Annotated in this window: 20 protein-coding genes and 1 rRNA gene; 18 read left to right on the forward strand and 3 right to left on the reverse strand. The window is 45.3% G+C overall.

Going from position 1 to position 23,815, the window contains the following annotated elements; genetic code table 11:
- Positions 1–106: 106 nt before the first annotated feature.
- From NST07_RS09755 to NST07_RS09770, 4 genes are all read left to right on the forward strand, one after another.
- Positions 107–1,855: a sensor histidine kinase gene (locus NST07_RS09755; protein WP_341091394.1), complete on the forward strand. Its 1,749-nt coding sequence runs from the start codon at positions 107–109 to the stop codon at positions 1,853–1,855.
- Positions 1,848–3,494 carry a response regulator gene (locus tag NST07_RS09760; RefSeq protein ID WP_342481442.1) on the forward strand — a complete coding sequence of 549 codons (1,647 nt, stop codon included), beginning with the start codon at positions 1,848–1,850 and terminating at the stop codon, positions 3,492–3,494. The genes NST07_RS09755 and NST07_RS09760 overlap by 8 nt, the downstream gene beginning before the upstream one ends.
- Positions 3,495–3,618: 124 nt before the next feature.
- Entirely contained in the window at positions 3,619–4,947 is a 1,329-nt protein-coding gene (locus tag NST07_RS09765) for a sugar ABC transporter substrate-binding protein (RefSeq protein WP_341091396.1), read from the forward strand.
- A gap of 171 nt (positions 4,948–5,118) precedes the next feature.
- Positions 5,119–7,215, forward strand: coding sequence for a glycoside hydrolase family 36 protein (locus NST07_RS09770; protein ID WP_341091397.1), 2,097 nt, complete (start codon positions 5,119–5,121; stop codon positions 7,213–7,215).
- 57 nt (positions 7,216–7,272) lie between these two features.
- On the opposite strand, the gene NST07_RS09775 is transcribed toward NST07_RS09770, so the two are convergent.
- Together NST07_RS09775 and NST07_RS09780 are read right to left on the reverse strand one after the other, a co-directional pair.
- Positions 7,273–8,031, reverse strand: coding sequence for an ATP-binding protein (locus NST07_RS09775; protein ID WP_342481443.1), 759 nt, complete (start codon positions 8,029–8,031; stop codon positions 7,273–7,275).
- Positions 8,032–8,060: 29 nt separating this feature from the next.
- Positions 8,061–8,861 carry a response regulator transcription factor gene (locus NST07_RS09780; protein WP_341091400.1) on the reverse strand — a complete coding sequence of 267 codons (801 nt, stop codon included), beginning with the start codon at positions 8,859–8,861 and terminating at the stop codon, positions 8,061–8,063.
- Between the two features lie 126 nt (positions 8,862–8,987).
- Here NST07_RS09780 and NST07_RS09785 point away from each other — a divergent pair, with 126 nt between their 5' ends.
- The 11 genes from NST07_RS09785 (at position 8,988) to NST07_RS09835 (ending at position 20,567) form a co-directional block, all read left to right on the forward strand.
- Positions 8,988–10,718 carry an ABC transporter ATP-binding protein gene (locus NST07_RS09785; protein ID WP_341091401.1) on the forward strand — a complete coding sequence of 577 codons (1,731 nt, stop codon included), beginning with the start codon at positions 8,988–8,990 and terminating at the stop codon, positions 10,716–10,718.
- A gap of 74 nt (positions 10,719–10,792) precedes the next feature.
- The gene (locus NST07_RS09790) at positions 10,793–10,972 is read left to right on the forward strand and encodes a CLI_3235 family bacteriocin precursor (protein ID WP_342481444.1); all 180 of its coding nucleotides are present in this window, start codon (positions 10,793–10,795) and stop codon (positions 10,970–10,972) included.
- 75 nt (positions 10,973–11,047) lie between these two features.
- Positions 11,048–12,466, forward strand: a complete 1,419-nt coding sequence (gene ccpM, locus NST07_RS09795; protein WP_342481445.1) for a Cys-rich peptide radical SAM maturase CcpM — start codon at positions 11,048–11,050, stop codon at positions 12,464–12,466.
- 13 nt (positions 12,467–12,479) lie between these two features.
- The gene (locus NST07_RS09800) at positions 12,480–13,586 is read left to right on the forward strand and encodes a TIGR04066 family peptide maturation system protein (RefSeq protein ID WP_341091404.1); all 1,107 of its coding nucleotides are present in this window, start codon (positions 12,480–12,482) and stop codon (positions 13,584–13,586) included.
- Positions 13,587–13,602: 16 nt separating this feature from the next.
- The gene (locus NST07_RS09805; protein ID WP_341091405.1) at positions 13,603–13,887 is read left to right on the forward strand and encodes a peptide maturation system acyl carrier-related protein; all 285 of its coding nucleotides are present in this window, start codon (positions 13,603–13,605) and stop codon (positions 13,885–13,887) included.
- Between the two features lies 1 nt (position 13,888).
- Positions 13,889–14,536 carry a DUF6033 family protein gene (locus NST07_RS09810; protein ID WP_341377884.1) on the forward strand — a complete coding sequence of 216 codons (648 nt, stop codon included), beginning with the start codon at positions 13,889–13,891 and terminating at the stop codon, positions 14,534–14,536.
- 88 nt (positions 14,537–14,624) lie between these two features.
- Positions 14,625–16,142, forward strand: a complete 1,518-nt coding sequence (locus NST07_RS09815; protein ID WP_342481446.1) for a S8 family serine peptidase — start codon at positions 14,625–14,627, stop codon at positions 16,140–16,142.
- A gap of 325 nt (positions 16,143–16,467) precedes the next feature.
- The gene (locus NST07_RS09820) at positions 16,468–16,725 is read left to right on the forward strand and encodes an AbrB/MazE/SpoVT family DNA-binding domain-containing protein (protein WP_038588784.1); all 258 of its coding nucleotides are present in this window, start codon (positions 16,468–16,470) and stop codon (positions 16,723–16,725) included.
- 192 nt (positions 16,726–16,917) lie between these two features.
- Positions 16,918–17,601: an HAD hydrolase-like protein gene (locus tag NST07_RS09825; RefSeq protein WP_341091408.1), complete on the forward strand. Its 684-nt coding sequence runs from the start codon at positions 16,918–16,920 to the stop codon at positions 17,599–17,601.
- Between the two features lie 309 nt (positions 17,602–17,910).
- A complete protein-coding gene (locus NST07_RS09830; RefSeq protein WP_341091409.1) occupies positions 17,911–18,630 on the forward strand; it encodes a glycosyltransferase family 2 protein in 720 nt (239 codons plus the stop codon).
- A gap of 71 nt (positions 18,631–18,701) precedes the next feature.
- Positions 18,702–20,567 carry an LTA synthase family protein gene (locus tag NST07_RS09835; protein ID WP_342481447.1) on the forward strand — a complete coding sequence of 622 codons (1,866 nt, stop codon included), beginning with the start codon at positions 18,702–18,704 and terminating at the stop codon, positions 20,565–20,567.
- A gap of 55 nt (positions 20,568–20,622) precedes the next feature.
- Here the strand turns inward: NST07_RS09835 and NST07_RS09840 are convergent, their stop codons facing one another.
- Positions 20,623–21,090: a MarR family transcriptional regulator gene (locus tag NST07_RS09840; RefSeq protein ID WP_341091411.1), complete on the reverse strand. Its 468-nt coding sequence runs from the start codon at positions 21,088–21,090 to the stop codon at positions 20,623–20,625.
- 182 nt (positions 21,091–21,272) lie between these two features.
- Between NST07_RS09840 and NST07_RS09845 the strand changes: the two genes are divergently transcribed.
- The 3 genes from NST07_RS09845 to NST07_RS09855 all read left to right on the forward strand — a co-directional run bounded on the left by NST07_RS09845 (position 21,273) and on the right by NST07_RS09855 (position 23,721).
- On the forward strand, positions 21,273–21,464 hold the full coding sequence (locus NST07_RS09845; RefSeq protein ID WP_341091412.1) for a hypothetical protein: 192 nt from the start codon (positions 21,273–21,275) through the stop codon (positions 21,462–21,464).
- Between the two features lie 15 nt (positions 21,465–21,479).
- Positions 21,480–21,782 carry a spore coat protein gene (locus tag NST07_RS09850; protein ID WP_341091413.1) on the forward strand — a complete coding sequence of 101 codons (303 nt, stop codon included), beginning with the start codon at positions 21,480–21,482 and terminating at the stop codon, positions 21,780–21,782.
- 383 nt (positions 21,783–22,165) lie between these two features.
- Positions 22,166–23,721, forward strand: a 16S ribosomal RNA gene (locus tag NST07_RS09855).
- The last annotated feature ends 94 nt before the right edge of the window (positions 23,722–23,815 follow it).

Here is a 23,815-nt window from a genome sequence, read left to right on the forward strand (position 1 = left end):
CATCATTAGATCAATTCTGCATAAGCTGTTTGAGCCTTTACTGGAGCGGATTTCACGCCGTCTGGCGAATAAGCTGATTCTGCTGTTCACGACCATTATTATCCTGGTGGTTACTTCGCTGACGTTCATTTCATATGGAATGCTGCGCAAGGAATCAGTGAACAGCAGAATAACGAGCACAAGCAACAACCTGCTGCTGGTTGGCCGTAATCTGGAAAGTTACCTTGACGGGATCGAGCAGCTGTCCCTGCCGCAAATCTCCTATGATGAGATTACTTATGCCATCATGCATGAATCGGAGGATTACGCCTCCAAGATGTATGTGGAGGATTACCTGAAGAATCTCTATTTTTCACGCAACGACCTGGAGGCTATAACCCTCTACGTGATCAAAGAGCAGAAGTATTATTATGTCACCAAAGAGAACTATAATATTACGATCCGGGTCGCCCAGCACCCCCCGATTGAGAATCTCACCTGGTATAAGCGTGCGCTGGCAAGCCCGTTTAACCGTTCATATCAATCCTTTGTGCAGGACACTTCGGAACAGGATGACTATCCTATTAATAAAGACAAAAGTTTCATGGGCTACCACAGGCTGCTCCGTTCGATCGCGTCCAGAGAACCGCAGGCGGTATTGTCCTTGTACTTCAACTCGAGCGTCACCGATGAGATCATGAAGGATATTCCGTTCAGCAGCGGAGAGCATTTGATGTATGTCAGCCCGGATAATGAGGCGTTTGTGGTGGATGACCGTGAATTTTATGCCAAAAGTGAAGCGGCAGGCCTGCTGGACCAGCTGACCCCAGCCCAAGGCGGACGACTTACGTGGTCGGCTGATGAACAAAAATATCTGGTGATCTATGACATTAATAAAAAAGAGGGCTGGAAGCTGATCAAGCCGATTCCCTACAAAGAAATTTACGAAGCGGCGACAACGACACGTAAATTAAACTACTTCATTGGCCTGCTGTTTCTGATCGTCTCGGTGGTCCTTGTCAGCTTCATCTCCAACAGGATCACAAATCCGCTGAAAAATCTGTCGCTGCAAATGAAGCGGTTCAGCACCGGCAGCTTTGATGCCGAAGCACAGGTGGAGGGAAACGATGAGATCGCGTATCTGTCGCGCCATTTCAATAAGATGGTTGAAAAAACCAATGAACTGATCAATGAGCGGTATAAAATGAAAATCGTCGAGAAAAACGCGGTGCTCAAAGCGCTGGAGGCGGAGATTAACCCGCATTTCTTATATAATGCTCTGCAGGCGATTTCTACGAAGGCATTGAAGAACAACAATGACGATATCGTCGAGATGGTCGATAATCTGGCTTTGACGTTGCGATACTGCATCAGCGGCCGTGATGTTGTTGCTGCCAGGGAAGAGCTGAGGCATATTGAACGCTATTTGGCGCTGCAGAAGGCCCGGTTCGGGGGTCGGATGCAGGTTGTCTACGATTGGGACGAGACCTTGCTGGAGCTGAGTATTCCCAAGCTGTCCATTCAGACGCTGGTGGAGAACTGCATCAAGCATGCGCTGGAGAAGGTATCCACTACAGTCACGATCAGGATTGAGGCGCGGATTACTCCAGACTACAATGTGATTTCTGTACTGGATGACGGGCCTGGCATTAGCGGAGAACGGCTTGCGGAAGTGCTGAGCACGCTGCAGATCCAGTGGGAGGAATTTGGAGGAGACTTGTCCGAAGACGGGAATGAAAGCATCGGACTGAAAAATTTGAATACACGGTTGAAGCTTCTATATGGAGAAGAAGCGGGTCTGGCGATCAGTAGTAATGAGCACGGAACGGCAATGGAAATGCAATTACCGCGGGGAGGAATGGGACAACATGTATAAAGTACTCATCATAGATGATGAAGAGCCGCTGCGCGAAGCCATCAACATTCTGGGGGACTGGAAGGGACTAGGGGTAGATCAGGTGCTGGAGGCTACGGACGGCAACGTTGGACTGGCCATGCTGCGGCAGCACAAAATTGATATCGCACTTGTCGATATGAAGATGCCGGAGCTGAACGGCAGCCAGCTGCTACAAATCGCCGAGCATGAATTTCCGGATCTGCTGCTGATTGTCATCAGTGGTTACAATGATTTCGAATATACCCGGCAAGCCATCCGTTCCAAGGTTGTCGACTATTTGCTGAAGCCGGTTAACCGGAGTGATCTGAACAGCGCGCTGCGCAAGGCCGTCGACCTGCTGGAGGCGAAACGCAAGAAAGAAAGCGAATTTATCAGCCGGAACATCACGCTTAACATGTCCATTCCGAAGCTGAAGGAGAAGATGTATCTGTCGATTATCGAGCGCAGCTTCAAGAACCAGTCCAATGAAGCCTTTTTGCCGCTGATCGGTGCAGATAAACCCGGCCATTTTTTTGCTGTCGGGATTGTCCGGCTGCTCAATCTGGAGCAGGTCCGCAAGGGAAGATTTCATGAAGACCGGGATCTGATGCATTTTGCCGTAACGAATGTCATTAATGAGAACAGCGGCGGGGATTTTGAAGCGTTCAGCTTCGTCAGCCCCCGGGCAGAACGTGAATTTATCGCTATCTTTACCATGAAGGGCGGTTACGGGCAAGATGCGGCCTTTCTGTCCCTGCATCATATGAAAAAGGCCGCTTCGACTTTGAAGGAGCTGTTCGGAATTGCTTGTGCAGGAGGCATTGGAGAGCCTTATAGTGATTGTATGGATATCGCACAGTCGTATGACGCCGCCAAAGCGTCGCTGGACGCCATTGATCTGCTGAATCTAAAGAGCGGCATTGTTGCTGCCGGTGCAGGTGCCAAACCTCCAGTTAAGGACAGCCCTTCGCTGACTGCCCGGATGCCGCTTATCCGCAATATTCTGGAGAGCGGAAATGTGAATCATGCCAAAAGCATTCTCGGCGAATTCACCGGACAATGGCAGACCTACGGGCATTTCAGCCTCGGGGCAGCTGACCGGACGATTCAGGAGTTCATTATTCTGCTGAACGATATCGCCAAGGAACTGAATGCAGGTCCTGAACGGCTGCGAGGCGGCAAAGACAAGGGATTGCGCGGGCTGGGGATCGCCGGTGACTTCGCCTCCTTTGAGCAGTTTGAAGGCGTGCTTAATCATATTCTGGATGTCTATGCCGGTGAAATCGGCAGATCCCTTGCCGGTAACCGCGGCAATGTGCTGGAAAATATTAAAGCATACATTGATAACCACTATTTCGAGAATATTAAAATATCGTTGTTCACGGATAAATATTTCCTGAGCAGAGAATACTTGATGAAGCTGTTCAAGGCCCAATACAGTTACGGCATTCATGAGTATGTACAAAAGGTAAGAATGGACAAGGCCAAGGACCTGCTGTCTGATCCTGCCCTCAAAATCCAGGATATCTCCGAGATGCTGGGCTATAAGGACAAAAACTATTTCAGCAAGGCGTTCCGCAATTATTACGACTGTTCACCTTCTGAATTCAGGCTCCTTCTGCCCGGGGTAGAAAAGTGAAACGGTTACATTAGCCCACTTTTTTACCCTCATAAGTTCACTTATGTACATTCTTATCCTTTTTCTTTTTATTTAGAATAGCAACAAGACCACACAAGATGCATAAGAAAAAGGGGGCAACATCATGTTAAAACGATTTATGGGACTATCTGCAAGTCTGCTGCTCGTCGGCGGTCTGCTGGCCGGTTGCGGCGGGAACAACAATAATGCCGCTACTAATAATACGGCTGGTACAAACGGGACGGATAATGCTGCCACAACGGATTCCTCCAAGCCCGTAACGATTAATATGTTTACCGCATCACCGGAGTACACCGATGCGTTCAATGCCTACATTGCAGAATACAAAAAGGTTAAACCAAACGTAACCATTAACCTGGAAATTATGCAGGCTGACTACAATACGGTACTTAAATCGAAAATTGCTGCCGGCAGCACTCCGGACGTGTTCCAGACGACAGCTGGTGGAGATATTGATACCTTTGCTGAATACAGTGCCGATCTTACGAATGAGCCGCTTGCGGCAGCGATGACCGATGCGGTCCGCTCCAATATGAGCTCTACCGACGGTAAGGTGCTGGGACTTCCGGTGAAAGGCAACCTGTTCGTACTGATGTACAACAAAAAGCTGCTGTCTGATGCCGGCATTACAGAAATTCCAAAGACAACCGCCCAGCTGGATGATGCGATCACCAAGCTGGAGGCAAAAGGGATTACACCGTTCGCCAATGCCTACAAAGAGTGGTGGGTATGGAAGCATATCTTCCAACACTTTGTGGATGCGGCTGCAATTGATGCCGGTACGGATGCCAAAACGCTTGTAGCAGATTTCATCGCCGGCAAGACGACCATCAAGGATCATCCGGTGCTGTACAATAACTTCTTTAATTACATTGACACTACAGTTAAGCACGGTACGGACAAGCCGCTGGAGCGCGACAGCAATGCTCAAGTCAGCGACTTCGCTCTTGGCAAAACTGCATTTATGAACGGTAAGGGCGCATGGGATGAAGAAGCCATTAAGAAAATCACACCAGATTTTGACCTTGGCATCGCCGGCTACCCTGTCAGCGACAAAGCGGAACAGTCCCAGATTATTACTGGTGCTGACCAGGCGCTGCGTATCAACAAGGATTCTGCTGTAGTTAAAGAAACTATTGAGTTCTTCAACTGGCTGTATACTTCCGAATACGGGAAAAACTGGTTCTCCAGCGTGGCTAAGGTAATCCCGCCAATCAAGGATGCCCCAATGCCAGACCTGCAAATGCCTAAGGAAATGGAAGAAATCCTGAAGACGGAGAAATCCGGCGACCTGTCGGTCAACTACTCCCTGGATACCTTCCACCAGAAATTCGGTGAATTGATGCAGGCTTACATCGGCGGCAGCAAAACTAAGGATCAAGCGATCAACGAAATTCAGAAAGCCTGGATCCAATTTGGATCGGCTCAATAAAACATTTCGATGTGGGACGGTCTCGAAGGTAAGATTCATTTACCGGGGGGCCGTCCCTTTATTGTTGGCGGGAGGCGGTGAATGCCGTAACTGCGGTGAATGTTTGGATTTCCGGTGAAACAAATTATAATCATATAAGACACCAACATATGGCAGGAGGCTAAATTAAATATGGACAGCAAGATCATTGAAATCGCCGAAAATGGACTTTATCTTACGATTGAAATTACAGCGGAGCAGGATGTCCGGCTGCTGCACTTCGGAGCGTCACCTTTGGAAGCCGGGGCTATCGCCGACAAGAATAAACCGGGCTTCCGGCTGCTGGAGCTGCAATTGTCGGGTGAAGACCGCGCCGAATATCACGGGCGCACACACCGGGCCTCCTATCCGGGGCTCCGGATGGTATATGCCGGGCACAGCGACACGGGGAATGCGCTGGGACGCAAGCTGGAGCTGACCCTGACCGATCATCTCACCGGAATTCAGGCAGTACAGCATTTTCAGTTCTATAAGGGCGTACAGATTGTACGCAGCTGGACAGTGCTGAAGAATGCCGGGGAAGCCGAGGCGGCTGTGGAATACATCTCGTCATTTGCTCTTACAGGTGTCGACAAGGAGGGAAGCGGAGACCGCAACGACAAAATCGAGGTAACCCTCGCGCATAGCGGGTGGCAGAGTGAGCTGCAGTGGCGGACCTACCGGCTGCCTGAGCTGGGGATGTCCCATCTGGCCGACCGCGGCTCGAAACGGATTGCCGCAAGCAATACAGGCTCCTGGTCGGCGGCAGAATTGCTTCCCATGGCTGTGCTGCACAACAAGGAGAGCGGGACAAGCCTGTTCTGGCAGATTGAGCATAACGGCTCCTGGCATTGGGAGCTGACGGATCAGTATGATCAGCTTACACTGCTGGCCAGCGGGCCTACAGAGCATGACAACCACTGGTGGCTGAAGCTGGCCCCGGGTGAGGAGTTCACCTCGGTGCCTGTAGCTGTGGGTGCTGTACAGGGAGGATTCCAGGGTGCAGCGGAACAGCTTACGGCGTACCGCCGGATGATCCGCAGACCCAATGAGGATAATGAGCTGCTGCGGATTATTTTTAATGACTATATGAACTGCCTGTGGGGAAGCCCGACGACGGAGAAGCTGCTGCCCTTAATCGACGCCGCTGCCGATGTCGGCTGTGAATATTTCTGCATCGATGCCGGATGGTATGCGCCTGGAGAGTGGTGGGATGGCGTAGGACAGTGGGAGCCTTCCAGTGAGCGGTTCCCGGAAGGGATTAAATATGTGCTGGACTATATCCGCAGCAAAGGAATGATTCCCGGACTATGGCTGGAGCTGGAGGTTATGGGCATCAACAGTCCGAAGCTGGCGGAGACCGATGACAGCTGGTTTTTCATGCGGCATGGCAAACGGGTTAAGGACCGCAGCCGCTACCAGCTCGATTACCGCAGCCCGAAAGTGATTGAACATGCAAACGGTGTTATTGCCCGTCTGGTTGAGCAGTACGGCGTAGGATACATTAAGATGGATTACAACATCAATGCAGGCATTGGAACAGAGACAGCTGCGGACAGCTTCGGCGACGGGCTGCTGCAGCATAACCGTGCCTATCTGGCTTGGCTGGACAGCATCTTTGTGCGTTATCCAAATCTTGTGATCGAGAACTGTTCCAGCGGCGGCATGCGTATGGATTATGCGATGCTCAGCCGGCACAGCATCCAGTCGACCAGCGACCAGGAGGATTATGTACAGTACGCGGCCATAGCCGCAGGCTCACCGGCGGCACTGACACCGGAGCAGTCCGCGGTCTGGTCGTATCCGCTGCGCGAAGGCGATGATGAGGAAGTCATCTTCAATATGGTCAATGCGCTGCTGCTGCGTGTGCACCAGAGCGGACATTTGGCGGAGCTTGAGCCCCGCCGCAGAAAACTGGTGAAGGAAGCTCTGGATTATTACAAAACCATCCGCAGCGATATCCCGCATGCCACGCCTTTCTGGCCGCTCGGCCTGCCGGATAGCGGGGGCGAATGGGTTAGCCTCGGGCTGCGGCGCGGGGAACGCAGGTACGTGGCGGTATGGCGGATTGCCGGAGAAGCCGATAATGTCCAATTGCCGATAGAAGAGCTGAGGGGGCTTGAACCAGCCATCGCCTGTGCCTATCCGCAGCAGCATAACTTGGCCTGGAATTGGGATAAATCAGCAGGAGTATTGACAGTGGCCCTCCCACCAGGAAAAACAGCGAGATTGTTTGAGATTACTTCGTAAAGTTCGTAAAGCCTGCAGCCAGGGCCGGTCCCCTTGAACGCGATTCTTGGGGAGCGGCTACTTGTGCTTGCAAGGAAAGCCGGGACTTCTCACTATGCCTCCATTAGAAAAAGGCAGTACAATGATAGTTTCAAATTCATAGTTTTGAGCCTTGGTAACAAGATTACCTCCATATTTTTTAGCCACTCTTTGAATATTCGTTAAGCCGAATCCGTGGAAGCCGGCATTTGTTTTGCGATTACACCGCACCATGGCGCTGGATTCGCTCCGCGAGTTGGTGACTTGGATAAATAATGCAGTATCAGTCGTGAATATCAGAAGATGAATAAATCTATCTTCTTTTTTAGGAACCCTTGCAGCGGCTTCCAGAGCATTGTCCAGCACGTTCCCGATCACGGTGCACAAGTCAAGCCGTTCAATTTCAATAGCTCCGGTGTGTATCCGAATATCATTGTTCATGGCAATGCAGTGTTCACAGGCAATATTTAGTGCGTTGTCAATTAAAGCATCAATGGCCAAATTGCCTGTTGATAGCTTTGGAGCAGGTTGATGAATTTGACCGAGCATTTGATTGATGTGATGAATGGATTCCTGAATTTCATTGTTTTGAATGCAAGTCCGGACATATACCAATTGCTTGTTCGTATCATGGATAACTTGTTTGATGTTAGTAATGGAATGTACGGTTTGTTCATAGCTGCTGTGCTGGTAATCCAGCTGTTTCTGCAATAGTAAATTCTCTTCAATCAGTTTGGTGTTTCTGTTGAATTTACCGAATAGGAGAAGGGTTTCCCACATGATCAGAATAAGCAGCAACAGGATGACAATAAAATAATATAAGGTCATCATCTTTCTTTGAATTGCGCAATCATATAATAGGCGTAGGCTTCTTTAACCTCTTTTGCCAGAGTGCGTCCAATAGGAAACTGCTCTTGATTGTGCATGAATACAGAAGTAGCGGTGAACTTGTGGACATGTTCCAGATTAACAATAACGGAACGATGAATAAGCATAAACGGGCGGTTTAGCTTGCCTATATATTCAGAAAGTGTACCTGAAATGATGTAATGCTGCGTCGAGGTAATGATCTTTAGCCGGTTTTTGGCCAAGGAATGTTTGATTTTAACAATCGCAATAATGTCGGACTTTTTGATAACCACATGTCCATCTTCAGTTTTAATCAATAAGAACCGGTTTACAGAAGAAACGATATAGTTGCACAGCTTGCTCATCTTTGCCTCGAATAACTCATAGGCCACAGGTTTAATCAGATAATGGAAGGCTTGCACATCAAAGCTGTCCATTACATACTGCGGATAGTTGGTCAAGAATATGATTTGGACATCTCGATCCGGAAGCGCCCTGATTTTTTTGGCAACCTCGATTCCATTTAATCCTTTCAGCTCAACATCCAATAAGAGAATATGAAAAGGATAACTCATCTGTTCATGGTAAGAGTGAAGCAATTCCTCGCCACTACAAAAATATTGAGTCTCAAAGGAGTAAGCTGTTCTTTTCGTAAATCTTGGGAGATATTCCTTTAGTAGAATGAGTTCCTTTTTCTCGTCATCGCATACAGCCATGTGGAACAAAGCCATTCCTCCCGCTTTTATATTTGTGATTTTTTTAAGATCAGAACCTGACATGAAACGTCATTCAGCCTCGTTTTCCAGCCATTAGCTACCAAAATACCCCAAATATTCATTTATATGATATATTGATAGCGCTATCAATGTCAAACCCAAGCTGAATAGTAGAAGAGGATACATGTTATGAATGATAAGGATACCCTTAAAAAACTTATCAGATTATTCAAACCGCATAAAAAGAATTTATGCATTATTCTTCTGTTATTAATATTTTCAACTTTAGTTAGTTCGGTCTTGCCGATGTTCAACAAAATCATTATTGACGACGGTTTTATGAAATCAGACGTCAAAACCATCATCATAACGGCAATATTCATCTTTTTGTTGTCCACGTTCAGCAGCTTTTTAGATTTACTCAAAGAAAAACAAAGGATAAGAATATCTTCACACATCATCTACACCTTGCATAAAGATGCTTTTAACCGGCTCATGAAAGTGAAAGTGAAATTTTTCACCGATAAAAATTGCAGTGAACTATTAAATCGTGTTAGCTCAGATATATCGAATATCTCGCAAATTACGGATGGCAGCATGCTTTTTATTGTGAGTCAGTGCTTTAGTTTGGCGGGAGGACTAATTGGACTTTTTGTCATAAGCTGGGAACTTACAATTCTTGTGCTTATTTTAATACCTGTTGAATATTTGATTTTGAAATCGTTTGCTAAAAAAAGAAAGTCACTTACAGAACATTACATCACGAAGGATGGTGAATATTCGCATTGGTTTGAGGACAGCTTGAACGGCGTGAAGGAAACACGGCTTTTTAATTTATTCTTTTTCAAAGAAAAAGAATTTGCGGACAAGCAGAATCAGGTAATAACCTCCCAGATGGGCATTAGCTTGTTGGATAACTGGCGTATTACTGTGGAGAGATTTCTAATCGGTGGACTGGTTCTTCTTATATATGCTTCCGGATCAACAATGGTATTTGAATCAAAGCTTTCGGTAGGAAGCATATTTGCTTTCATTACCTATAGCGCGTATGTGACCACTCCTATCTCATCGATGTTAAATATCGGCTACCTGATATCGGGAATAATTCCTTCTGCTCAAAGGTATTATTTGTTGCTGCAGGAAGAAATAGAAACCTGTGATTTAGAGGCTGGCAACGTCAATGTGAAGCTGGTCAACCCGTTTGGTAGCATTCAGTTTAAAAATGTGAGTTTTTCCTATAATGCTGAACGGGTCTTGTCGGATGTGAACTTCACGATTGGCAGCCATGAGAAGGTGGCGATTGTAGGAATGAATGGGTCGGGTAAGTCGACAATCCTAAGTTTAATATTAAGATTTTACGAACCGCTTGCAGGACAAATACTATTGGATGGAATGGATATTAGGGATATTAATTTGAATGAATATCGGGAATTGATTTCGACTGTAAGTCAAGAGGTGTATCTATTTGACACAACAATCGAAAATAACATAAAACTGTACAGTGAAATCGGGAATCAGCAGTATAGACAAGCTATTGAGGTTACCCAATTAGCAGAGACGAATACAAACCTGTTTGACGATTATGTCGTAGGCCCCAACGGCAACAGACTTTCCGGAGGGCAAAAACAAAAAATCGCCATAGCCAGAGCATTAGTGAAAAACAGACCCTTGGTGATTTTTGATGAAGCGACCTCCAGCCTTGATCTTCACTCCGAACAAGCCATAAACCATCTATTAGATACAGCACTCCAGAACAATACAGTAATTATAGTCACCCACAGGCCAGACATTCTACAGCACGTGGACAAGGTGATCTTTTTAGAGCAAGGGCAGGTGACCGGTTTTGGACTTCATGAGGAGTTGTCTAACACAAATGAGAGGTACCGGCTCATCACACAACAGCATCAATTCGTTGAATAGCTTGACCCTTCAAGTGATTTAAATATCAAATATTGATATTTAGATAAATCTGATGCGAAAGGAGGAACAGGCATATGAAACAACTTGTAAAAAGAACAAATGCAAATTATGAAACTCTGGAGGCGTACGCAGCTTGCAGTGCATGCCCTTGCTATGCATGTACATGTAATTCCAGCGGATCAAACAAAACAGCCATGAAACAAGTAACCTATACTGGAAATTCCATGCAGATGACAGCGATTGGAATCGGGTAAACGCAATCTTAAGTATAACTAAGAGCAGGATGGCTTAATGGCTTTATAAAAAGGCTGTCCTGCTTCACTTTTAGAGTGGGGGGAGTTCAGGTGCCAATATTTCATTTGTTTGAAACGGTAACGGGGAAATATATGTTCGATGCCAACGCAAATACATTTCTCAAATTAAAGGGAAGATCCTATGAAGCCTTGTTGAGCTATAGAGCTTCAAACTTTGAACATGTAGAACCGGAAATTCAAACCTTAATGGATTCCGGTTTTTTGGCGGAGAAACAGGATTTTGAGATGATTCATCCCATGAGCGACTCCTTGCAGCACAATTTAACCAGAAATGTTGGCTCGATCACTCTGCAAGTCACGCAAAACTGCAATTTGAGATGTAGCTATTGCGCCTATTCCGGGAGTTATTTACACAGAGTACATACCAATAAGAGAATGAAAAAAGAGGTCGCATTAAAAGCAATTAAGTTTCTAATTGAGCACTCTGTAGACTCTCCACGCATTAATATTGGATTTTATGGCGGAGAGCCATTACTGGAAATGGACTTGATAAAAGCTTGTGTTGCCTATGCCAGAGAACAAAGTGCAGGCAAAGAACTAACGTTTAACCTCACTACAAATGCAACCCTGATTACTGATGAAACCTTGGAGTTCTTATCTTCTAATGATTTTAATTTAACCATCAGCTTGGACGGGGATGAAGTCGCACATGATAGAAACCGCGTTTTTGCGGTAAATCATAAAGGCACCTTCCAGACTATTATGAAAAATATTGAAACTATCAAAAACCAAACCCCGGACTATGTGAATAAAGTGATGTTCAATGCGGTCATTGATCCGAATTCGGATTTCAGCTGTTCCACAAACTTCTTTTCAGACTATGAGACCGTAAAAGACTTTGCTGTTATGGCAAGTGATATAGCAAGCAGCTATAAAAAGAGCGAGTCCTCTATCAATGACAGCTTTATCAAGATGTATAATTACGAAGTGTTCAAATTATTCCTCTATAAGTTTGATAGGCTTAAGAAAAAAGAGGTATCGAAGCTGGTGATGGAAAGTTTCGATCAAATCCAGGAGAATGTTCACAACAGGCTAAGAATCTCCTTTTATGATGTGAAAAAAGATCACCACTCCGGACCGTGTGTTCCAGGAGTACAACGATTATTCGTCAACGCAGACGGCGCTTTATACCCATGTGAAAGAGTTAGTGAAGCATCAAGTGTAATGAGAATTGGGCATATCGATACAGGTTTTGAATTGGATAATATCCGGAACATATTAAATATTGGAGCTATAACGGAGAAAGAATGCAAGCAATGCTGGGCATTTAGATATTGTACTTCTTGTGCAATGGCCGCGGATGATATCAGTGAGTTTTCTGCTGCCAAAAAATTAAGCATTTGCAACAGGGTTAAAGAAAACACTGAGAATTTGTTTAAGGATTATTGTGTTCTAAGAGAGCTGGGCTACGACTTTGACAAAGAAAAAGTGTAATGGGGGGACAATGGTGAAAAAAAGAGCAGTTGTTTATCCATATCATGCGGAATTCGGTCCGGTGGTCAGATTCTCCAATTTATTGGACAACTATGAACTTGTTTCTTTGATGGCACCCTTGGGCTTTGGATTGAATGGAAAAGATGCGGCGTACAGCTATTGTGGTGAGGATGTAGGGATAGAAGTTAAAGATTCTTTTTCGGATGATGAATTTGATGTGTTAATAATTTGTGAGTTTGAATGCAGTTTTGAAAAAGTTGTGTTCCCGGCAATTGTCAGTGCTGCAGGGCTGGGAAAAGACATTGTTCTGTTGAACAGATGTCCGGATCATGAAGTGGAAATGGTAAAGACGATATGTCTGGAAAACAATGTGAAGCTCACATGTTTTTTTGGAATTGACATTGACAGAACTAAAGTAGAACTTGTTGAGAAAATACTGCTCGATATCAATGTGCCGATCATCTGTGTAGCGAGTCTGATGGAAAAATCCAATAAATTTGATGTTCAGCTCAGTCTAAGGAACTATTTCTTGAATGAAGGCTACAAAGTAAGCCAGATAGGGACAAAATCTTATTGTGAGATTATGGGATTCCATTCCTTTCCCGAATTTATGTTTAATCATCAGGAAGATGAAATGGATAAAATATTTCTTTTTAATCATTTCTGTAAACATATTGAATTGAGCGAGCAACCTGATGTTATGATCATCGGAATTCCAGGCGGGACCATGGTATATAATAATCTGTTTACTAATAGATTTGGCATTACTGCATTCGAGGCGGCTAGCGCGATTCATCCGGATGTCGGCATTATGAACCTGACCTATGATGAATTTAATGGAGAGTTCCTGGATAAAATCTGTGTGTCTACAAAGCATAAATTAGGTTTTGATATTGACTGTTTTAATATGTCCAATCATAAATTCGATACGGGCCGAAGCAAACAGGATAAAGAATTGAGGTTTTTTACGGTTGATTCTAAGCTGGTCGATGAAAAAAAGGCACAAATATCGCTGGAATCCAAAGTACCTTTCTTTAATTCGTTAAATGGGACAGACACTTTGAAATTATCAGAATTCTGTGAAGCTCTTTTATTGCATGAAAACATGCAAATCGTATAAAGGAAGGGTGATATTTATGGACCTGGACCAAGTGCGTGAACAGATGAACGAAATATTATTCGGCGTAATGGGAATGGACAAGAACAAGCTTAACGAAAACTACTTTTATGAGGATTTATTGGGCGGGACGATGCAGTTTTCTCCACGGGATTTGTTGGTTCTTTTTGTTCATATTGAGGAAACCCTAAAAATACAAATTCCGGAAACCGATATATTAAATGGATGCTTCCACAGCTTAGACCGAATATATCATACGGTTTGCCGCATTATACAGGAAAAAAGAATAAAGGAGTTGGTTTAATTTGTTGAATGTAGCTTCACTCAATAGCCTGAATCGTTCGGAGGCAACAAGGGTAAGCCAGAAAAATCAGAATTCGGGGGTTTCTTTTCAAGAGGCGTTATCGACAACGAATTCGGAAGAAGTTTTGACGGGATTGGAGAAAAAATTTGGCATTAAGATCAATGTGCAAGCCATACCCAAGACCGAAGAAGCCGTAAAGCGTGTGTACTCCCATGGTGTTGGTAAAGGAAATGTTGCAATTGCTCCCAATATATTAAATCAGTCGGCAACAGATCCGCAAATGTATAAAAAGGTAGAAGCGATCATACAGGACCATTTTGCATCCAGCGCTAATGATAAACCGGGTGATGCCAGCGGGGTAATTATACATCCGGATGGAACAGCTACGTTTTGGGTTATTGGTGATTATTTGACACCTGCCGAGCGGGAAAAAATTCAAAAAGAAGTAGAGGCAGACCAAAAAAAGAAGGCGGAGCAGATGGATATGTTGAGTAAGTTAAGCAGCAGCACGCTCCTCTCACAATTCGGGTCAATTACAGAGGCCTCAAGTAGCGGTGAAGAAGCAAATAGCCTGTATATAAATAGTGTGCATCAAGCCAGTCTGGATTCAAGGCTGCGGAAAAAGGATTTGTTTAATTTAAATGATTAATACCTTCTTGGATCATGTCTACCGCCTGGGTCAAAGTGTTTGTGACCAATAAGGCGGTTTTATTTTTGCCGTATGGCAAAAGGAGACGATGAACATCAAAGCTAAAGTGAAAATTGCCGTGATTGATGACGGAGTCAATGAATATTTACTTGGTGAATCTGTTGTTCAGCAGTTGATCTTCAATGATGATTTTACGACAGAAACTTATACAATAGATAGTCCTGAAAGAATAACCCACGGCACTGTCTGTGCAGGCATAATAAAGCTCTATTATCCTGATATTCAAATATATAGCTTGAAGATATTGTCAGATACCTTAAGCGGAAACATTCAGAAGCTGTACAGCGCACTAGAATGGTGCGTCCAAAATCGTATCCAGGTTGCAAATGTCAGCTTGGGAAGCCATTCCTCAGCAGACTTATCCGCAACACAAAAAGTCATAAATAAGGTTGCCGGTCAAGGCCTGGTTATTGTAAGTGCTGCAAGTAATCATGGATATATTACGTATCCTGCCTCCTTTTCAAACGTTATAGGTGTTAAGAGAGAAGAGAGCAACACTTTGCGCGAAAGTGGGTTTTATGTTAATGATAATATCATCGACGGTATAGAATTTACGGCTTTTGCAAAACACAAATGGAATGGAAAAGTGTGCAGCAACTCAAGCAGTTTCGCTGCGCCCATGATCGCAGCCAAAGTATGCCAGCTTATTGGAGAATTCCGTCTAACTGATCTGCAGCAAATAAAAATCGGATTGCTGAAGATGGCAACTAATTATATGGACGACAAACAATGGGGATTTTACTATGCTGATCCAGATTGGATGAGTAACGTATTAATTTGCCACGTGAATAAAAAATGTAGAATAGATTATTCGCATCTGAGCGTTAACATGCACGATGAAATTGTCGTTCCTGCTGATTCGGCTTCAGAGGCTCTTGATACAGCTCTATCGGCTTATGCTGATAATATTGACACGCTCGTTGTGATAGGTAGAGATTTTTGTTCCGGTGATTATTTTGAATTACATAGAGTTGTTTCGAAATTCAATAAAAATGTAGTGTTTATTGACAATTACCAAGGAAAAGATATGAATAGGATAGTTAACAAACCGTGTACTAACATTAAGTTATGGCATAGTTTATTTAAGCTGCACAACATATGTACCCTTAACAGCAGCCCCATGCTAATCGAGGAGCCTATGGTGTCCATTTACTTCCCTGCTGACACTGGTTTTGAAGTTGTTTTATGGTTAAAAGCGCAATTCAAAAATAATAACTATAACAGTTATTTCGCAACGAATCACCCCCTCGGAGTTTTATACGGTATAGACGTTGTTCCTGAAACAAACACAACGAATATGTATTCTTATTTTTCCTTGATTCTGAACAAGAAATTCTACGATATCGCTATATATGTCTTATTTGGCTATGAAGGTCCGGAGAAGATGGCAACGGATATAGAAATAGATATTGAACGAATAAACGATTGCTTTGAAGCAACTTATTCTGCAGATGGCTCCTTTAAGGATCGTATTATCCATATCAAACAGATTGATGAAAGCTTTATAGGCAGCTTATATGATTCAATAGTTCGTTTATTGTCTTGACCCTCAGCTCCAGATCATTCCGTAACCCGATCTTCATTCTGCTAATCCCCCCATTAATTGTCACCTATAAATCTACAAAAAACTGTCAATGGCAGACGTTTTCGGCTATTATAATTTATAAACATCGAATATTTTGTCGAATTGACTCTAGATTATAACGAATATTTTGTCGATAAATATCAAAAGTTGTAGAAAATTAAATTGACAGGAAAGAAATAGCACTTTAAAATGCAATTATAGCGTGATCATTCCTACTATTTAGAAGCTATGATAGCTTTTAACACAAATGATTAAATAAAGTGTTTATTTCAAGGGAGGATGCATAATGATGAAAGCAACAGGTATTGTAAGAAAAGTAGATGAACTGGGACGTATCGTGATTCCGATTGAGCTTCGCAGAACAATGGGAATTGACATAAAAGACCCACTGGAGATCTTCGTTGATGGTGAAAAAATCATTCTCAGAAAATATGAGCCTACCTGCATCTTCTCTGGAAGTGCGGAAAACCTGATTAACTTCAAAGGTAAAATGGTAAGCAAAGATGTTCTTGATGAATTGATTTCGAGCTTTGACCATATCTAATTTCTTAACCTAACCTCACAGATTACAATGACAGCGGGGGACCGGTGGCAGACACGTTGCAGTGTCCGTCACCGGTCCCTTTTGTTAATCTCGGCTCATAGACAATACACGCTGCTTTCCTATATCATAAAGGAATGTAACTTAGAGCTGCATGTGCAGAGCAGAGATCACTCGCAGAACAATTTGGAAGGGATGAGTAACCTGATGCTAAAGAAACCGGAAGCAATTGTATTTGATATGGATGGAACATTGTTCCAGACAGAAAGCCTGTTATTGCCTGCTTACCATAAAATGTTTGACATCCTGCGGGAAGAAGGGCTTCATACCGGGCCGACTCCGCCCGAGGAACTTATTCTGGGCAGTCTTGGCATGCTGCTGGAGCAAATTTGGAAGAATGTCATGCCGGATGCCGATGAAGCTGTACACCGCCGGGCGGATGAGCTGCTGCTGCAGATGGAGGTTGAGGGATTGGAAGCAGGCGGCACCCAGCTCTATCCGATGGTTAAGGAGACCCTTACCGCACTTCATGAACGTGGAGTCAAGCTGTTCGTGGCCAGCAACGGGTTGGAGGATTACATCCATAGCATCGTTGTTGTGCATGAGCTGAAGGATTTGTTCGAGGGCTTGTACAGTGCTGGTGGACAAGGTACTGCGACCAAAACCGAGCTGCTGCGTATTCTGCTGGACAATCACGGGATCAGCAGCGCGTGGATGGTTGGGGACCGTTCCTCCGATGTGGAGGCCGGCAAAGGAAACGGACAGACCGTAATCGGCTGTGCCTATGCAGGCTTCGGACGTCAGGATGAGTTGAAGGGCTCAGACGTTATTATTACTTCTTTCGATGAATTAATCGGATTGTACGACCGGGCCGAGTAACGGATAGAAGCGGGATGCGCCAATCCTGGTACACCTGCAGTTCAAGCCTGCCTACAAACACCCCTTGCTTCGCGGTGCTGCGGACAAGGGGGGTTATTTTTATGCTCCGGAAAATAATAAGTTCTTCGGCGGTTTGCCGGACAAAACGTCTGGAAAAATAGGTTGATAACCTATCTATTTTGTGATTTAATGCAGTAGTACTGTTAAATCTTTTGGATCGGACCGGAACGCACTAACCTGCGTTTTTTTACTGTCCCGTACCCTTCGGGTGCAGCATGAATATATTAATTGGTACTGAGGTGAATCTGTTTGGTTAGATTGTCTGTGGTCGTACCGATTTATAATGAAGAAGGCAATATCCGGGAGCTTCACAAGAGCATAACGGATGCGGTGCAAGACAAGGTGGACAGCTATGAAATTGTGCTAGTCGACGATGGCAGCAAGGACCGGACCGCCTTGATTCTGGATGAGGTTGCACGGTCTGATAAGTCGGTGAAGGTCATTCATTTCGAGAAACATTGCGGTCAGACGGCTGCTGTCTGGGCGGGCATAAGGCAGTCCAGGGGAGAGCTGGTCGCGCTCATGGATGCCGATCTGCAAAGCGACCCGCGCGATATATTCAGGCTGATGCCCTTTATCGGCAGAGTGGATTTTGTAAACGGCAAACGGGAGAACCGGAAGGATATTTTTTTGAAAAGGATATCCTCATGGATCGGCAGCGGAGTAAGAAATTGGCTTACGGGCGAAAGGATCCGGGATTCGGTATCTCCCTTAAAACTTATGAGACGGGAAGTGGCGGACAGCTTCTTTTTATACAATGGCATGCACCGTTTTTTGCCTACACTGGCCAAAATGAACGGATTTACAGTCATCGAGGTTACAGTAACGCATCAGGAGCGAAAACACGGACATTCCAAATATGGTGTGCTGAGTCCGGCAATTACAGGGTTCGTAGACGCTGCTGTCATCGGTTGGCTAAAAAAAAGGGTCATCCGGTACCGCATCAGATCTATCCCTAATCTGGATTAACGAGAAGCTTTCTGAAATCGGGAGGGGGTGCGGCGGCTGGCCAAGTTTTTAAGGAAAGGGATAGAGTCATTATGAACAAATTCGATATTAAAAATAAATTATACAAGCCTATTGTATTATTTAGCTTAGTTTTGCTTATAAAGAGTGCAGTAGCCTGGTTTGTTGTCTTTAACGACGGTCCCAACTGGAGCATGGTGTTAACGGAAATCCCCTTTTTCATCATTGTGTTCAGTCTGATTGAATGGCTGGCCTCGAAGCGGAAGATATTGTACTACATGATCGCCAATCTGCTGATTACGGTTATTTATTTTTCCGTTCTGATGTATTACAAATATTACGGGGTGATCGCTACATATCATGCTTTGCAGCAAGCAGATAAAGTCACTAAGGTAGGAGAAAGCACGTATTCTCTGATCGCCCCCTATTACCTGTTTATCTTTGTGGATATTATTTTCTTCCTCTTCTTTATGTTCCGTCCCAAATATATTGCCAAATGGAAGGAACGAGGTTTGAAGCGCATGAACCGGGCAGTTCTGCTGGTCATCACGGCCGTTTCCATCGGACTCTGCTTCTTTAGCATCTGGCCAAATCATGCGAGCATGAATGAGATAAAAAAAGCGGAGAGTATGGGGATTCTCAATTACGAGCTGTATACCCTATTTGCTGATACCACTGAGGACGAGGAGCTTATTGACAGCAAGGAGATTACCCAGCAGGCGGTCAATGAGCTGAAAGGAATCCAGGAGCCGGCAGCACCGCAATTTTATGGGGCTGATAAAGGCAAAAACCTTATTGTGGTGCAAATGGAGTCGTTCCAGAGCTTCCTGCTCGGACTAACCATTGACGGCCAGGAGATCACTCCAAATCTAAATGAGCTGGTACAAGAAAATACGTATTTCAATAATTTTTATACGAATGCGGGCCAAGGGACAACTTCGGATGCGGAATTTGTGGTGAACACCTCTTTCTACGTTCCCAAGAATGAGCCGGCTACCTCTTCGGCGTATATGGAGAAATCTGTGCCGAGTTTGCCGAAGCTGCTAGCCTCGAATGGCTATGACACGGCAACATTCCACACCAATAGTGTGGATTTCTGGAACCGCAAGGAGTTATACAAAGCGGTAGGCTTCGACACCTATTATGACCAGTCCTTTTTTGGCGACGATGACCATATTGCCTTTGGCGCATCGGATGAAGTGCTGTTTGCCAAAACAGTGCCGCAGCTCTCCCGGATGGATGCCGGGGAAAAGCCGTTTTATGCGATGGTGATTTCGATGACCGCCCATCATCCATACCATATGCCGGAAGATAAATATAAGATAGAGTTGCCGGAGCGCTTTGAGGGAACGCTGCTGGGCAATTATATTCGTGCCCAGAATTATGCGGATTATGCGATGGGGCAATTTCTTGAGGAACTGAAGACAAGCGGCCTGTGGGATGACAGCCTTGTCGTCTTCTATGGCGATCACCAGGGACTGCCGATGTACACGCTTGGCAGTGATGAGAAGGAATTAATCAATGGACTGGTCGGCCATGAATATGGCTACACCGATATGTTCAACATTCCGTTCATCGTCCATTCGCCGGGTGCTAAACTGCCTGCGGTAATGGATCACACAGGCGGCCAGGTCGACATCTTGCCGACGGTGGCCAATCTGCTGGGAGTATCGGTTCAGAATCAGCTGCATTTTGGTGAAGATCTGTTTAATCAGCAGACCAACCTGCTGCCGGTCAGACATTTCCTGCCGACAGGCTCCTTCATTAATGACAAGAGCATTTATGTAACAGGGGATGCCTACGGGGACGGTACCAACTACAGCCAGCTGGATAACTCCAGTCTTGAGGGCGGATCTACAGAAGCGCAATTTGATGCTGTACAACGTCTGCTGCATCTGTCCAACAGCTATATTTTGCAGCTGCCGGACCTGGAACAATAACCAAAAGCACAAAGTATAGGTTTCCAACCTACGCTTTGTGCTTTTTTTGTACACTCTAGTCGACATCCGGCTGATTCTGTATTTGTTCAAAATAGGCATGTACCCTGTTCAGGAGTTCAATTAAAGTTTCACTTTGCTCCTGGCCCAAATAATCAACCATGCCTTTAAACATCTCACGGATCTTGGCGACGGCTTTATCTGCGAGCAGCTCGCCTTTTTCCGTCAAGACAATGCTGCTGATTCTCCGGTCCTGTGAGTCGCTGGTGCGCACAACAAAACCTTGTGCTAGCAGGCTGTTCACCATCTGTGTAATCGTAGGGGAAGTTACCTTAAGCAGCTTGCTGATCTCGGAGACTGTCAGCACCTGCTTGTCTGCTTTTGTATTGCGGAGTCTGATCGTGATCAGCACCCGTATTTCACTGGGCTTTAGCCCAAACATCGTTAGCTTTTGCCAATTCATCTTGGAGAATTGCTGAAAAGCCCCCAATAATTCATCCACATGTTCATACCTGTCTTCTTTCACTAATACACCTCATAAGCTTATTTACCTATTATTATAGCCCAAGCCGGGGATAAACTAAATGATTTGCGTATGGCGGTAAAAGAAATGTGTGTGATCTATCTCATTCCCGGTGATGTGAAGATTTGTCTGAATATTATAGCTCCTTCAGGAGATAACATAAGGGAAGGAAGGAGGCGAAACACATGCCAAAACAACAATTAGGTGTGCATGAAACGATGGAATTGCACGAGTTGCTTACATTTAAAACTAACTGTCTGACCAAAAGTCAAACCATGCTGCCGATGGTAACGGATAACAATCTAAAAGGAATTCTCCAAGAAGATATCCAGGCAGGTATAGAGGATATTCAACAAATCCGTAATTTGCTTGTATAATAAAGGAGGCATAAGATGAACCCGATTGTTGAAAATCTAACTGGAATGAATGTAATGACGGATCAGGTAATTGCTACAGATTTGCTGCTTGCATGTAAAAGCGGTTTGAAAAACTATGCTGGCGCTATCTCTGAGTCAGCGAGCCCAGAAGTTAGAAATACACTGAGCACTCAATTTTCCAAAGCAGTCACCTTGCATGAGCATGTGTTTAATTATATGAGAGATAACGGGTACTATAATGCCTACGATCCCGCTCAGCAGCTGCAAATGGATATTCAGAATGCAGACAAGGCATTGTCTCTGCCAAATGTTCGATAATATTTGGCCATCTATAGTAGAGAGAACACCGTCAAGAGATCTTGGCGGTGTTTTTGTCCAGGAAAGCTATAGGCTGTTGTATGATAAAAGGTGTGGAAAATATTACAATTTGCCCAGAGGTATAAAACGTGATATATTATTAATCCGGCCAGTTAGTTGGCTGCTTGATCTTTGAAAACTGAACAACGAGTGAGTATGGAAATCACGCAAGTGAAATCCAAAACTGATGAGTTTCACAGCGTATTTATACGCTTTAGAAATTTCATCGTGAGAATGTAAATTCTCGTCAGATGTTTCAAATTGAGCAATCGCTCTTTTCAATATCTTTTTCGGATGGTTATTTTCTCGAAGTAATTCGGGTGAAGTAACCGCTCGAAAAAACCAATTTGGAGAGTTTGATCCTGGCTCAGGACGAACGCTGGCGGCGTGCCTAATACATGCAAGTCGAGCGGAGTTATGAAGGAGCTTGCTCCGGATTAACTTAGCGGCGGACGGGTGAGTAACACGTAGGCAACCTACCTCTTTGACTGGGATAACTACCGGAAACGGTAGCTAATACCGGATAATTCCTTTGTTCACATGGACGAAGGATGAAAGGCGGAGCAATCTGCTACAAGGAGATGGGCCTGCGGCGCATTAGCTAGTTGGTGGGGTAACGGCTCACCAAGGCGACGATGCGTAGCCGACCTGAGAGGGTGAACGGCCACACTGGGACTGAGACACGGCCCAGACTCCTACGGGAGGCAGCAGTAGGGAATCTTCCGCAATGGGCGAAAGCCTGACGGAGCAACGCCGCGTGAGTGATGAAGGTTTTCGGATCGTAAAGCTCTGTTGCCAGGGAAGAACGTCCGGTAGAGTAACTGCTACCGGAGTGACGGTACCTGAGAAGAAAGCCCCGGCTAACTACGTGCCAGCAGCCGCGGTAATACGTAGGGGGCAAGCGTTGTCCGGAATTATTGGGCGTAAAGCGCGCGCAGGCGGCTATTTAAGTCTGGTGTTTAAACCTTGGGCTCAACCTGAGGTCGCACTGGAAACTGGGTGGCTTGAGTACAGAAGAGGAAAGTGGAATTCCACGTGTAGCGGTGAAATGCGTAGATATGTGGAGGAACACCAGTGGCGAAGGCGACTTTCTGGGCTGTAACTGACGCTGAGGCGCGAAAGCGTGGGGAGCAAACAGGATTAGATACCCTGGTAGTCCACGCCGTAAACGATGAGTGCTAGGTGTTAGGGGTTTCGATACCCTTGGTGCCGAAGTTAACACAGTAAGCACTCCGCCTGGGGAGTACGGTCGCAAGACTGAAACTCAAAGGAATTGACGGGGACCCGCACAAGCAGTGGAGTATGTGGTTTAATTCGAAGCAACGCGAAGAACCTTACCAGGTCTTGACATCCCTCTGAATCCACTAGAGATAGTGGCGGCCTTCGGGACAGAGGAGACAGGTGGTGCATGGTTGTCGTCAGCTCGTGTCGTGAGATGTTGGGTTAAGTCCCGCAACGAGCGCAACCCTTGACTTTAGTTGCCAGCAGGTAAGGCTGGGCACTCTAGAGTGACTGCCGGTGACAAACCGGAGGAAGGTGGGGATGACGTCAAATCATCATGCCCCTTATGACCTGGGCTACACACGTACTACAATGGCCGGTACAACGGGAAGCGAAGCCGCGAGGTGGAGCCAATCCCAGCAAAGCCGGTCTCAGTTCGGATTGCAGGCTGCAACTCGCCTGCATGAAGTCGGAATTGCTAGTAATCGCGGATCAGCATGCCGCGGTGAATACGTTCCCGGGTCTTGTACACACCGCCCGTCACACCACGAGAGTTTACAACACCCGAAGTCGGTGGGGTAACCCGCAAGGGAGCCAGCCGCCGAAGGTGGGGTAGATGATTGGGGTGAAGTCGTAACAAGGTAGCCGTATCGGAAGGTGCGGCTGGATCACCTCCTTTCTATGGAGAATCGTTTCCTGCAACGGAAACATTCAAATCGGAAGCTTAGCTTCCAAAACTCAGGTTTAGGCCTGTTACTCACTCGTTGGTCAGT

Source organism: Paenibacillus sp. FSL L8-0340, assembly GCF_038593145.1.
Lineage (GTDB): Bacteria > Bacillota > Bacilli > Paenibacillales > Paenibacillaceae > Paenibacillus_AQ.